General features: G+C 37.2%; 11 protein-coding genes. 3 read left to right on the forward strand and 8 right to left on the reverse strand.

The annotated features are described in order from the left end of the window. The first annotated feature begins 50 nt into the window (after positions 1-50). Positions 51-1,958: a flavocytochrome c gene (locus HZF24_RS07285; protein WP_179237634.1), complete on the forward strand. Its 1,908-nt coding sequence runs from the start codon at positions 51-53 to the stop codon at positions 1,956-1,958. Between the two features lie 119 nt (positions 1,959-2,077). On the opposite strand, the gene HZF24_RS07290 is transcribed toward HZF24_RS07285, so the two are convergent. Continuing rightward, positions 2,078-2,515: a protease complex subunit PrcB family protein gene (locus HZF24_RS07290; protein WP_179237635.1), complete on the reverse strand. Its 438-nt coding sequence runs from the start codon at positions 2,513-2,515 to the stop codon at positions 2,078-2,080. A gap of 159 nt (positions 2,516-2,674) precedes the next feature. Here HZF24_RS07290 and HZF24_RS07295 point away from each other — a divergent pair, with 159 nt between their 5' ends. Then, positions 2,675-3,067, forward strand: coding sequence for a nucleoside triphosphate pyrophosphohydrolase family protein (locus HZF24_RS07295; RefSeq protein ID WP_179237636.1), 393 nt, complete (start codon positions 2,675-2,677; stop codon positions 3,065-3,067). Between the two features lie 54 nt (positions 3,068-3,121). On the opposite strand, the gene HZF24_RS07300 is transcribed toward HZF24_RS07295, so the two are convergent. From HZF24_RS07300 to HZF24_RS07315, 4 genes are all read right to left on the reverse strand, one after another. Beyond that, the gene (locus HZF24_RS07300; RefSeq protein WP_179237637.1) at positions 3,122-4,612 is read right to left on the reverse strand and encodes an acetyl-CoA hydrolase/transferase family protein; all 1,491 of its coding nucleotides are present in this window, start codon (positions 4,610-4,612) and stop codon (positions 3,122-3,124) included. Positions 4,613-4,701: 89 nt separating this feature from the next. Next, positions 4,702-6,111, reverse strand: a complete 1,410-nt coding sequence (locus HZF24_RS07305; protein ID WP_179237638.1) for a YfcC family protein — start codon at positions 6,109-6,111, stop codon at positions 4,702-4,704. Between the two features lie 62 nt (positions 6,112-6,173). Beyond that, positions 6,174-7,541: an N-acyl-D-amino-acid deacylase family protein gene (locus HZF24_RS07310; protein ID WP_179237639.1), complete on the reverse strand. Its 1,368-nt coding sequence runs from the start codon at positions 7,539-7,541 to the stop codon at positions 6,174-6,176. Positions 7,542-7,582: 41 nt separating this feature from the next. Beyond that, positions 7,583-8,770, reverse strand: coding sequence for a M20 family metallopeptidase (locus HZF24_RS07315; RefSeq protein ID WP_179237640.1), 1,188 nt, complete (start codon positions 8,768-8,770; stop codon positions 7,583-7,585). Positions 8,771-8,965: 195 nt separating this feature from the next. Between HZF24_RS07315 and HZF24_RS07320 the strand changes: the two genes are divergently transcribed. Continuing rightward, a complete protein-coding gene (locus tag HZF24_RS07320) occupies positions 8,966-10,909 on the forward strand; it encodes a sigma 54-interacting transcriptional regulator (RefSeq protein WP_179237641.1) in 1,944 nt (647 codons plus the stop codon). 177 nt (positions 10,910-11,086) lie between these two features. Here the strand turns inward: HZF24_RS07320 and mce are convergent, their stop codons facing one another. The 3 genes from mce to HZF24_RS07335 are packed head-to-tail and all read right to left on the reverse strand — an operon-like array spanning position 11,087 to position 12,840. Further along, entirely contained in the window at positions 11,087-11,488 is a 402-nt protein-coding gene (gene mce, locus HZF24_RS07325; protein ID WP_179237642.1) for a methylmalonyl-CoA epimerase, read from the reverse strand. After that, complete coding sequence (gene meaB, locus HZF24_RS07330) at positions 11,472-12,419, reverse strand: methylmalonyl Co-A mutase-associated GTPase MeaB (protein ID WP_179237643.1); 948 nt, start codon at positions 12,417-12,419, stop codon at positions 11,472-11,474. Before meaB ends, mce begins: the two co-directional genes overlap by 17 nt. Positions 12,420-12,447: 28 nt before the next feature. Next, entirely contained in the window at positions 12,448-12,840 is a 393-nt protein-coding gene (locus HZF24_RS07335; RefSeq protein ID WP_179237644.1) for a cobalamin B12-binding domain-containing protein, read from the reverse strand. Between the last annotated feature and the right edge of the window lie 7 nt (positions 12,841-12,847).

Here is a 12,847-nt window from a genome sequence, read left to right on the forward strand (position 1 = left end):
GACAAACACGTTCGATAAACATGTTAGATTAATTGTGATGGGAGAGTAAAATGAAGAAGTATTTATCGATTTTATTAACTGTTTTAATGTTATTTTCATTGATGACAGGGTGCGCAAACGGCACAGATGCTCCAAACGGGGATGTAAGCGAAAATACACTGTTTAAGGCAGGAAAGTACACTGGTGAAAGTCAGGGTTTTGGCGGAATAATTAAGGTTGAAGTTGAGGTAAGCGACAATGAAATTTTAAAGATTAATATGCTTGAGCACAAGGAAAGTGCCGGCATAAGCGATCCGGCCTTTAACACAATACCAAATCAGATAATTGAAAATCAATCTGTGGCGGTAGATGCTATATCAGGCTGTACTCTTACAAGCAACGGTATAAAGGATGCAGTCAAATCTGCTTTGATTTCGGCAGGAGCAACAGAGGAATCAATATCAAAGGCGGTGGAAAAGAAAGCAGCATCCACAGATGTTATTAAGAAGGAAGCTGACGTGGTTATAATCGGATCAGGCGGGGCCGGAATGTCGGCAGCAGTTGAAGCTATAGATTCAGGAGCAAGTGTAATTGTTATAGACAAACAAAGCGCTGTGGGCGGAAACACATTGCTTGCGGGAAGCGCGCTGAATGCATCTGACCCTGAAAGACAGAAACAGCAGACTATGTCTGAAGCAGAGCTCAAAACAATTGAAAACATATTGGCTGTTGAACCAAAAAACGATACAATGAAAGCATGGCATGATACATTGAAGAAGGAGATTGACGAATACAAGGCATCAGGTGCCAACTACCTGTTTGACTCACCGTCACTTCACAAATTACAGACATATATTGACGGTGATTTTGTGGCAGAAGCAGAAAAGGTTGATATATTAGGTGAAAATGGTCCCGAAGCAATAAAGTTCCTTGAAGGCTTGGGAGCAAAATGGATTGAACAAATTCAGGCTGCCGTTGGAGCGACATGGAAGAGAAGTCATACGCCTACAACGGATCTTGGAACACAGGGAGCATCCTTCGTACTTCCTCAGGCTAACTACGCAAAGGATAACGGCGCAGATATAATGCTGGACAGCAAAGCTGAAGAGCTCATAATGACCGATGGAAGATGTACTGGCGTAAAAGGAACTGCAACAGACGGGCAACCCTTTGAAATAACAGCAAAGAAGGGCGTTATAATAGCAACAGGCGGCTTTGGAGCCAACGTTGAAATGAGACAAAAATATAACAAGCACTGGGCTACGCTGGATGAATCGGTAGATACAACCAACGGACCTTTTGCGACAGGTGACGGAATTGTTATGGCTGATGCCGCAGGTGCAAACTTAGTAGATATGGAATGGATTCAGCTTATTCCTACTTACGGACCCGGTGTGTTCACTCCGTATATTGAAAATCAGTTCTATATAAATAAAGAAGGAAACAGATTCGTACACGAAGACGGAAGACGTGATGAGCTGTCAAAGGCTGTTTTAGAACAAACAGATGCTCAGCTTTATATTATATCTGATGCCAACACAGTTAAGGATGGAATGACAACTACAGGGAGAAATGTTGATGAAAGAGTAGGAAACGGTTATGCATGGAAGGCAGATACAATAGAGGAACTCGCGGAAATGATAGGCGTACCTGTTGAAAATTTACAGGCATCTGTAGACCAATTCAACAATTCAATAAGAACAGGAAATGATCCATTCGGCAGAACCGTATTTGATAAAGAATTCGGAGAAGGTCCTTTCTATGCGGGATTGACCGGTCCTATGGTTCACCACACAATGGGAGGAATTCAGGTTACAACAAAATGCGAGGTGCTAGACACTAACGGGAATATAATACCCGGATTGTTTGCAGCAGGAGAGGTTACAGGCGGTGTTCACGGCGCAAACAGGCTTGGAGGAAATGCCATAACCGACGTAATCGTATTCGGTCGTATCGCGGGACAAAATGTTGTTAAATAAGCTTTTAAGTATATATTGAATATTGAAACATAAAGAGAAAGGTGCCGGCAACAGCGGCATCCTTTCTCTTTATGTTTAACTATTATTCATCAATAGCCAATTTCATTGCTTATCTATTGCTAATTCTTGTACTGCTTTTCTAAAATAACCTTTTGCGGCAGTTCTTGCAAGTCTGTTCTAACAACTGCAAATGGATACGTCAAAATTTGTGCAGTTACATCTCCCGGCTTAGGGTCGGTATATTCTGCATAAACAGTTAATATATTTTCGCCGTTTTCCTCTGTCAATGTTAATTTATCTATTTCAACCTCGTAGCCTGCGGTGTTCTTTTCTCCTCTTGTAACAACAACATAAATTTCATCATTTACCTTAGCTACCAAAGCTTTTTCCTTCATTCTGTAATTTGGTAATACTTCGGTTATTTGTCTCGGCATATCCTCAGGTTTTATACTGTCGAAGCCTACATTTTCTGCGTCCCTTCCTCTAATATATCTAAAAAAGAATAAAAGAGCAGCTATAAATACTATAATCGCGACAATGGTTATAATCCTTTTCATAAACATCCCCCTAAATTAAACTTCTTTATATATTTATTCTTCTTAACTAATTTTATGCTAAATAGTAAAGAGTTTGTTTATAAAATGTATTAATAAAGTATTTGACATTGCAGCTTGTCTTTAAGTATAATTTTAATAAAGAAAGGAGTTGGAAAATTAATGTCGTGTGATTGTAATGAATTTCAAAATCTGACTGCTAATTTACAGTTGTTAAATAAAAGTATTTTAGACGTAGTAACAAAATTAGACGAACAAACATCCATGCTCAACAGAGCAGTTTTTAAATCTGCTACACATTGCGGCTGCATTGAGATACATGCTACAAAACAACTATTTTCTCAAAACAAAACTCTTGAAGAAAATCAACTCGATTTAGAAAATCATGTCGAGGGAGAATTGTGTTCAAAATGCAGAGAAAAAATTGAAGAAGAAATGGGCGAACTGATATTTTACTTAGCATCAATGTGCTCAGCACTTAATCTGGATTTAAATGATATAATGGAATCAAAGTTGGATCATTTAAAAACTTTGGGGATTTATAACCTGCTGTAATAAATAATATTGTAAATAAATTAATGTCATCCGCAAGGATGACATTTTTATAATTTATATCATAGTTCCGGTTTGTATATATCTTTCATGCCAAGAAAACGCCTCGCTTAACAAATGAGGTGTATGAGCACCTTTAGCATCCTGAGAAGCCCTGCTGTAATAATCCCTCAGCATTTCTTTGTAATCGTTGTGGGCGCAATTGTCTATTATTAGTTCTGCTCTTTCCCTAGGAGAAATCCCCCTTAAATCTGCCACACCATTTTCCGTAACTATAACCATAACATCATGCTCTGAATGATCAACGTGTGATACAAACGGTACGACAGATGAAATTTTTCCTTTAAGTGCGGTTGATGGTGTCGTAAAAATTGAAATATAAGCATTGCGGGCAAAATCGCCTGAACCGCCGATTCCGTTCATCATCTTGTTGCCCATAATATGAGTTGAATTTACATTACCATAAATATCAACCTCAATTGCGGTGTTTATTGATATAACACCCAGTCTCCTTATTATCTCCGGATTATTACTGATCTCTTGTGGTCGGAGTATAATTTTATCCTTATATTTGGAAATATTATTTAAAAAATATTTTATTCTTTCAGGCGATATTGTTAATGATGCAGCCGAAGCTATTCTAAGTTTTCCGCTTTCAAGCAAATCTAATGCAGAATCCTGAAAAACTTCAGAATAAAAGTCCAAATTTTCAAATTCCGAATAACGCAGTCCTCCCAAAACAGCATTAGCAACGCTCCCTACACCTGATTGCAATGGCAGCAAATTTTTAGGCAATCTGCCGCACTTAACCTCTGATTTCAGAAACGATATTAAATTTTCAGCCATTTTTTCAGATGTTTCATCAATAGGCGCAATAGGATTGGTTGTATCTTCTATATCTGTGACAACAATAGCTGCTATTTTTTCAGGATCACAAGGTATATAGGTCGTTCCTATTTTATCGGATGCATTTTTAATTGGTATATGCTCTGTAAAGGGAGGTTTATTAATTGCGTAAATATCATGTATACCTTCAAGTTCTGCCGGCTGCGATACATTAATTTCAACAATCACTTTATCGGCACACTCAACAATAACATTTGAATTTCCAACAGATGTACTTGGAACTATACCTCCATCTTCAGTTATTGCAACGGCTTCTATTATAGCAAAATCCAGCTTGCCTAAAAATCCGTATTTTAAGTATTGTGCGGAATTGCTTAAGTGCATATCATTATATTTTACAATGCCGTTATTTATGGAATTTCTTAAATTATTATTTGTTTGATAAGGATATCTTCTTCTGATTATTCCTTTTTCAGATAAAAGTCCGTCTAATTCGTGACCTACAGAAGCTCCTGTAAAAAGATCGATTTGTATTTTATCACCTTTATCGGCTCTTTTAGCCAAAGCTATAGGTACAGCTTTAGGATATCCCGCAGGTGTAAATCCCGATGTCCCCACAAGGCAGTTATTCATAATCAAATCAGCTGCTTTTTCAGCACTCATAATTTTATTTTTTAGTAATTCACATCTGATTCTTTCCATTTATATCTCCCTGTCTTAAATCTAATATTAATATAAAAGCTCCTCATAAATAAACATACGAGGAGCTTTTTCATGAATTCGATATCCTCTTAAGCGTAGTTAATCAATACTGCAATTACCATAAATACGGCAGCTACAGCAGTCCACAATAATATAAGCGGCGCTACAAACTTAAACCATTGCTCATATTTAATCTTTGCAACGGAAAGATTTGCAAGCAGAACTCCCGATGTTGGTATGATGGAGTTTGAAATACCGTCACCAAACTGATATGCTAATACGGCGGTTTGTCTCGTTAAGCCTAAAACATCGGCCAATGGCGCCATTATTGGCATTGTTGTTGCAGCCTGACCTGAACCTGATGGTATTGCAAAGTTTATTAAAGATTGAACTATAAGCATACCTACGGCACTTATAGCTTTTGGCAATCCTGCCAATACGGAAGCAAGTGAGTAAACGATAGTATCTATTATCATACTTCCTTCCATTATTACGAGTAATCCTCGCGCTAAACCGACAACCAATGCTCCTGTTGCCATGTCCTTAGCACCACTGATAAAGTTTTTAGCTATATCATCAAAACTCATTCTGGCTACAATACCTGACACTATACCCATTGCCAAGAATATAGATGCAATCTCGGTAATATACCAACCATATTTGAATACACCAAATACTATTAATCCCATACCGGCAAAGAATACTAATAAAACTAAAATGTCTCTGCCTGTCATTTTTCTTATATTGCTTAAATCAATCGTTTTATCCTTTTCTTCTTGTTCAAGGTCATAAACTATACTTTTTGTAGGGTCTTTTTTAACCTTATTGGCATATCTGTAAATATAACCGATTACAAGAACTAAAGAAGCTGCCCAGATTGCCAATCTTAATCCAATACCTGAAAACATAGGTATGCCGGCTATCCCTTGTGCTACTCCTACGGTAAATGGATTCATAAAGCCTGATACAAAACCTGTAGCAGCCCCTAAGGCAACTATAGCCATACCGGTTACAGCATCATATCCAAGGGAACGTGCCAACGCGATGCCGATCGGAACAAATACGATGGCCTCCTCAGCCATACCGATTGTCCCTCCTCCAATGGAGAAAATGAAAACAATTATCGGAATCAACAGAGCTTCTGCACCCTTTAATCCTAAGGCAACTTTACTGATACCCGCTTCTATGGCACCTGTCTTGTTTATAACGTTAAATGATCCTCCAACTATAAAAATAAAGAATACAATTCCTTGTGCAGCTCCTAATCCCTTAGGAAATGCCTTTAAAACATCAAAAACTTGTGCAGGGTTGGAATCCACATTTGCATACGAAGCGGGGTCAACTACCGTTCTTGTTCCCGTTTCGGTTTCAATTTCCATTTTCTGATACTGACCTGCAGGAATTACGTAGGTTAATACTGCCGTGATGATAATTAATGTAAATATGATTACATAGGTGTGCGGCACTTTAAATCTTTTCTTTTTAATCTCTTGTTCCATATAGTCCTCCTTATTTTTTATATCAACATTAACCTTATTGTTAATGATTAATATTTAAGTTATTATGCTTCTCCACGTTTATAATATCTTCCAAGCGTGTTATTTATTTTATTGCCTTGTTTAACAGCTAACCTGCCGTTTAATATGACATGATCGATACCTTCGGGTTTCAGCTGAGGCTCCTGAAACGTCGCTTTATCAATTATTGTATCATAATTAAAAATTACTATATCCGCATCGTATCCTTCCTTCAACAGGCCTTTCTTTCGAAGGTTCAACCTTTTAGCAGGCATGTAAGTCATCTTATATATTGCGTCATAAAAATCCATAAGCTTTTTATCTCTTACATAATGACCTATAACTCTTGGAAACGTGCCTGCGCCCCTTGGGTGTCCCGAATGGTTTCTGTAAATTCCGTCACTTGCAACCATTACAAGAGGATGATTCAAAGCTTCAACAATTTCTTCTTCATTCATTACGTATGCTACAGCAAGCATTTTCGGATATTCTTTTCTTGCCTTTTCGAAAAGCTCCTTGTCACAGAACACACCTTTAAAGGGGTCTTCGGTAAGCATTATAGAATCATAGCTTTTATTCCATAGTTCAAAGCATCCCTCATCAAATACGGCAGAGCCGATGAATGTACTGAATGCTGCATACGGATATGCGTCAACCGATAAATCAATACCGCTTTTAACTAGGTCATCAATAAGATTAAGTGCTTCTGTCATATTGCCAAAGGCGCTGCAGCTGGATAAATGAGAAATCTGAAATGGTATTTCGGTTTCTTTTCCTATCGTTGCCATTTCTCTTATTGCATCTAAAGCGAATTTGGAATCTTTTCTGTAATGGGCTGCCAGCAGCAAATCCTTTCTGCCTTGTATCTCTTTTGTAATTTCAATTGCTTCATCTGTATCTATACCGGGACAGTATTCCAATCCGTATGATATGCCTACGGCGCCATTATTTATTGCCTCGTAAGCCAAAGCCTGCATCTTTGATATTTGTTCCTTAGTTGATTTTTTATAAATATCCTCATTACCTGCTATATTTCTTAAATAATTATGCCCGATATAAGACATGTAGTTAACCGGATTTCCTTTTTCATTTATAAATCCCGCAAGTTCGTCGATGCTCTGCCTGTTGTTTCCACAATTCCCTACAACGCATGTAGTAACACCCATGTTTAACATGGTTTCAGAAATGTCGTATTCCTGTTTTTTTGTAAGAGAGAAATCCTCTTCGTGCATATGAATATCTACAAATCCCGGCGAAATATAGTTACCTTTTGCATCAATAACCTCTTTCGCTTCTGAAGACACACTTCCTATTTCTGCTATTTTTCCCTCATTTATGCCAATATCTCCCTCTGTAATCCTTCTGTTTTCAATATCAACAATCTTCCCGTTTACTATTTTAACATCTAACATACCGACCCTCCTTAAGTTCATAATTATACAATAATTTTAATTTAATTGCAAAACTTTTTTGCAATTTTTGTATAAATTTCTACGTAATTAATCAAATCAATTACCGGAATTTTTTCATCCTTTGCATGAGAATATTTCAAATCACCGGGGCCGGTAACAACCGTAAGTATCTTTCCGTATGTAGAAAGAACACCCGCATCCGTCCATCCTCTTCTTTTCTCTATGTTCGGCTCTTTTTTATTGAAATCCTTTAATACATCGTAGACTGTTTCAGCAATATCGGAATTCGGTTGTGCAATAAGCGGTGCATGATCAAATTCATCCATTAAATTTGAATCCATTCTTATTATTTCCGCCTTAAATTCAGGATCTTCCTTGCTGATTGTATCTATAATATCCTGATATTCTTTAATGACACTTTCAACATTTTCTTCAGGCAAATACCTTCTGTCAATTTGGATGACACAGCTGTCAGCAACCGAGCTTGGCTGTGTACCCCCTTTTATGAATCCGAAATTCATAACAGAAGGTCCCATCCATTCATTTTGTCTTAATTTCAGCTTAGGCATAAGCTCATCTTCAATTTTTCTTATAAGCTTTGCTGCCTTGGAAATTGCATTAATTCCAAGCTCCGGGATTCCGCCGTGCGCTATTTTACCTTCTATTTTTATTTCAAGCCATTCAAGCCCTCTATGTCCTAAAGCATAGCCGTAGTTTGAAGGTTCTCCAACTATTGCACCATCAGCCTTGATACCGCTTTTCACAACGTATTCTGTACCGTCACTCTTCTCTTCTTCTCCTACCGCAGCAGTAAGTATTATATCTCCGCCTAACAACTTTCCTTCTTTTTTTATATTAAGCATTGCAGTAATCATACAAGCCACGGCACCCTTCATATCATTAGCACCTCTTCCCTGAACATAGCCGTCAACAATATCTGCGCTGAAAGGGTCAAAATTCATCTCATATGGAGGAACTGTATCAATATGACCGTTAAGAATCAAGGTTTTTCCGGTTCCGGTTCCTCTCAGCTTAGCTACTACATTTCTTCTTAACCCCTCTACGTCCTGATACTCCACCTCAAGTCCGTTATCCTTACAATAATTGTAAATAAATTCAGCAACAGCAGATTCCCTGTTTTCCGTATGCTTGTGGCTGGGAATTCTGATAAGCTCTTGTGTAAGTTTAACAACTTCATTTTCAATCATTGGAATTAATTTATCTTCCATAAAATCCTCCATTATGTAAATATTCTTTAACCTTTATATACTTTGATAATATATTAGCAAAAGTCATGCCAAAAAATAATCTCATTTTTTGTTGCATTTTAAAAGGATTAATTTTATAATGTTAATATAGTGAACATATTTACGTTCACTATATTAACATGGTTCGTTTTCTTAACTTATACATAGGAGCGTTATATGATTCCAAAATATATTATTACTTCGCCTAACAAGCAATTCACTCAAATGGTGTATAACACAACAAAAGAATTAGGCTTTACAGATTTTATTTTAATAGAAAATGCGTTGGAGGAAGCTGTTGATATTGTTGCTAAGTACATAAAGGAATTTCCTATTTCCATAATTGTAAGCCGTGGAGCAACAGCAAAGATGATCCGTAAAATCACGGACATACCCGTACTGGAAGCCGATTCCACACCGTTTGATATAATAACTTCTATTATGGAAGCAATGAAAACATCGAAAAATATTGCCTTTATTCACTATGACAAAAGTATTACAGAGAATTTTTCAAACATAATTGATGTATTTAATATCAACTTAAAAGAATATTATTATAATAATCACTCGGAAATCGAGCAATGTGTCTATGATGCCTACAAAGATAAAAATGAAGTGGTCGTATGCGGTTACAGCTATATAGAAAACATCTGCAAAAAATTAGGAATCGCTTCCGTGATGTACAGCACAAGCAATTATGCCATGAAAGAAATTCTTTCCAAAGCATCCCTGATAAAATATGCGCAGGAAAGACAGATCATGCACGAAAGACAGTTAATAACCTTTATTAATGAAATGCCGGACGGAGTAATCTATCTGAACGAAAGGAATGTAATAACACTTATAAACAATACAGGAAAGAAACTTTTGCTTTTAAATGATAATCAGGATATAGCGGGGCAACCAATCAGCAATTTTATAAGCAAGCATAATCTGTTGGAAATTATAAATAAAAAGAAAAATGAGCTTGGAAAGGAAATTAATTTTTCAGGTAATAAAATATTATTGCGTTCAACACCCTTGTTTGCTAAAGAATCATACATGGGTACGGTATTGATTTTTCAAAAAAGCTCTTTCATATCCAGGTTGGATCAAAACGTACGTCGTCAAAATATAAGTAAAGGCATGCATGCATACATGACATTTAAGGATCTTGAAGCTACTACTGTTTCTGCTGAAATGAAAAATTGTATAAATAAAGCAAAACAATATGCCAATACTGAAAGTACAATTCTTATAACCGGAGAAAGCGGTACAGGAAAGGAATTGTTCGCTCAAAGTATTCACAACTCTTCCAGCAGAAAAAATCAACCATTTGTCGCAATCAATTGTGCATCATTATCTCAAAACCTGCTTGAGAGTGAACTTTTTGGTTATGAAGAGGGCTCATTTACCGGAGCCAAGGCAGGCGGTAAACCGGGTTTGTTCGAGCTTGCACATAACGGAACATTATTTTTAGATGAATTGGGATTACTTCCGTTAAGTGTGCAGGTACAATTGCTCAGAGTATTGCAGGAACGTCAGGTAATGCGTGTTGGCGGCACCAAAATGATTCCTATCAGCATAAGAGTAATAGCCGCTACAAATTCAAATTTGAAAAACGCTGTGGAAAACGGCACTTTCAGACACGATTTATATTACCGGCTCAACGTTTTAAATATATCAATACCACCTCTGAACAGCAGGAAGGATGATATACCTTTATTGATAGAGCATTATTTGTCCTTGTTCAGTGCCAGATACAACAAGAACATAAAATCATGCAGCCCTGATTTTATACAAGCATTCCGAAATCACAACTGGAGCGGAAATATAAGAGAGCTGGTTAATTATCTTATGAGAATAGTTATATTATCGGACAGTGAAACACTTACTACAGATGATATAGTAAAAAGCGAAATAAATTTAATTTCTAATGAATCGCTTACTCCGGAAAAACAAACAGGCAATTTGGATGATTTTATTGTTTTAAATCCGGATACTCTCGAATCAATGGAAAAAAGTATAATAAAATGGTACATGGACAAATATGACGGCAATCGCTCAGCGATTTGCAAGTTACTTAATATAAGCAGGACAACGCTTTGGAAAAAATTGTCCGATATAAAACAGGAGAATTAAAAAAGTTGCTGCACGCAACTTTTTTAATTGACTCTCCGTTTTTATCACCCTGAGTGAGACTGGGAATCCAAGAATTTCAAAACCTGAGATTCCTCACTGACGTTCGGAATGACACAAGCGCATGATTTACGCTTATTCATAGCAATGACAGTACCGGAAATATACTTTTTCAGCAGACTAATCCCTTTGGCAGAGCTCTACTAGAACTCCTCCCGTACTTTTAGGATGACAAAAAGCTATTTTAGCTCCTCCGGCACCGTAGCGAGGTGTTTCATCTATCATTCTCATTCCTCTTGCCTTCATTTCTTCGATTGCTTTTTCGATATCGTCGACTCTGTAAGCTATATGCTGAATACCTTCACCATTTTTAGCAATATACTTCGCTACGGGGCTGTCTTCTGATGTTGCTTCCAATAACTCAACCTCCGAGTCGCCGGTGGGCAGAAAAGCAACTTTAACCTTCTGTTCTTCAACAACTTCAGTACCGGCTGCCTTCAAACCAAGCACACCTTCGTAAAAGTTAAGCGCTTGCTCAATGCTGTTGACAGCAATTCCTATATGATCAATCTTTTTTACCATTTATACCTCCTAAAAATTCGTCACGAACTTCATACATGTTTTTTTCTTTATTAAGTATATTGATTACTTCCTTGTCTAAACGGTTTTCACTGTCGGTATGAGTAATAACTATTTTTCTTAGTTCTGACTCAATTAGCTCCACAACCTCAAGTTTAAGATTTTTCGTTCTTCTTTCAATAAGTCTGCCGCTTTCCTTCAAATAATCAATGTGACTTTTTATCTCGGCTATTAAATCATCTATACCTTCATTTTTAGAAGCAATAACCTTAATTACAGGTGGCCTTCTATCCATATTCATGCTCAAATCAAGCATCATGTTAACCTCAGTCGCAGTTCTGTCAGCACCAAATAAATCGCTTTTATTTATAACGAAAATATCTCCTATTTCCATTATACCCGCTTTTATGGACTGGATATCATCACCTAATCCCGGTACCATAATCATAAGAATTGTATCTGCTGTTTTAACTATATCAACTTCAGATTGACCAACCCCCACAGTTTCTATGATAATATAATCATAACCTGCGGCATCAAGAACTTTCAGAGCATTTTTTGTGTATTTTGAAAGTCCGCCAAGATATCCTCTGGTTCCCATACTCCTGATAAATACATTGGTATTTAAGGCCAAATCCTGCATTCTTATTCTGTCTCCCAGTATCGAACCGCCTGAATAGGGGCTTGTGGGGTCAATTGCTATTATGCCGACCTTGTATCCTTGGTCCACAAGACCTTTTGTCAGCTTATCGGTCAATGTGCTTTTTCCTGCTCCCGGAGGCCCTGTAATTCCTATTATATGAGCTTTTCCGGTATATTGATGTATTTCTTTCAATACTTTTTCAGCTTCCTCGGGGTAATTTTCAACTAAGGTTATAAGCTTAGCGCACGCTCTTTTGTTACCCTTTAAGCTCAGCTGAATTAAATTTTCCACTAAATCACCTCTGTTGCTATTGATTTTTCTATCGTTTTATGTTTGTTTTTATGAATTCTATCATCTGTGTGGTTGTTGTTCCCGGTGTAAATATCTCTGCAATACCTGCTTCTTTCAGTGCCGGTATATCATCATCGGGGATAACTCCGCCGCCAACTATCAAAATATCGTCAGCATCTTGTTCCTTTAACAATTCAACTACCCTAGGAAATAAATAGTTGTGAGCTCCCGACAGCAAGCTCATCCCTATAACATCAACGTCCTCTTGAACAGCCGCTGCAACAATTTGCTCAGGTGTTTGTCTAAGTCCTGTGTATATAACTTCCATTCCTGCATCTCTAAGTGCTCTTGCTATTAATTTTGCTCCTCTGTCATGACCATCGAGACCCGGTTTAGCTATTAAAACTCTTATTGGCTTCATATTTTCC

Source organism: Sedimentibacter hydroxybenzoicus DSM 7310 (assembly GCF_013403245.1).
Taxonomy (GTDB): domain Bacteria; phylum Bacillota; class Clostridia; order Tissierellales; family Sedimentibacteraceae; genus Sedimentibacter; species Sedimentibacter hydroxybenzoicus.

Coding starts and splice junctions, on each gene's coding strand:
- mce (WP_179237642.1), bottom strand. CDS start 11,488: ATGGTAAAAAAGATTGATCATATAGGAATTGCTGTCAACAGCATTGAG.
- HZF24_RS07295 (WP_179237636.1), top strand. CDS start 2,675: ATGTCGTGTGATTGTAATGAATTTCAAAATCTGACTGCTAATTTACAG.
- HZF24_RS07310 (WP_179237639.1), bottom strand. CDS start 7,541: ATGTTAGATGTTAAAATAGTAAACGGGAAGATTGTTGATATTGAAAAC.
- HZF24_RS07305 (WP_179237638.1), bottom strand. CDS start 6,111: ATGGAACAAGAGATTAAAAAGAAAAGATTTAAAGTGCCGCACACCTAT.
- HZF24_RS07300 (WP_179237637.1), bottom strand. CDS start 4,612: ATGGAAAGAATCAGATGTGAATTACTAAAAAATAAAATTATGAGTGCT.
- HZF24_RS07320 (WP_179237641.1), top strand. CDS start 8,966: ATGATTCCAAAATATATTATTACTTCGCCTAACAAGCAATTCACTCAA.
- HZF24_RS07335 (WP_179237644.1), bottom strand. CDS start 12,840: ATGAAGCCAATAAGAGTTTTAATAGCTAAACCGGGTCTCGATGGTCAT.
- HZF24_RS07290 (WP_179237635.1), bottom strand. CDS start 2,515: ATGAAAAGGATTATAACCATTGTCGCGATTATAGTATTTATAGCTGCT.
- HZF24_RS07285 (WP_179237634.1), top strand. CDS start 51: ATGAAGAAGTATTTATCGATTTTATTAACTGTTTTAATGTTATTTTCA.
- HZF24_RS07315 (WP_179237640.1), bottom strand. CDS start 8,770: ATGGAAGATAAATTAATTCCAATGATTGAAAATGAAGTTGTTAAACTT.